Below are 230 nucleotides of genomic sequence, written 5' to 3'. Positions count from 1 at the left end.
CTTGAAAATGCCTCCATCTGGGCACGCCACATCAGACCGATACTCGGCCAGCCGTGAAGGAAGATCATCAGCGGACCGTCGGCCGGGCCGCATTCGAGGTAGCGTGTCGTCTGACGCGAGGTTGCAAGTGAGCGAGACACTAGATCGTAAGTCGGAGCCGCGGCGGCCGATCCCGAGACCGCGGCGACGCCTAGGGCGAGCAGAAAGGTGCGCCGCTGAAGCGTGATTGC

The 230-nt window shown here is 63.5% G+C and carries 1 protein-coding gene; it reads right to left on the bottom strand.

Going from position 1 to position 230, the window contains the following annotated elements:
* Nucleotides 1-230: alpha/beta fold hydrolase (locus tag SB764_RS45160; protein WP_410867457.1), on the bottom strand; the 230-nt coding region annotated here is incomplete at both ends.

The organism is Paraburkholderia sp. SIMBA_027, assembly GCF_046535315.1.
Lineage (GTDB): Bacteria > Pseudomonadota > Gammaproteobacteria > Burkholderiales > Burkholderiaceae > Paraburkholderia > Paraburkholderia tropica.
This window is presented reverse-complemented; position numbering and strand designations above follow the sequence as displayed.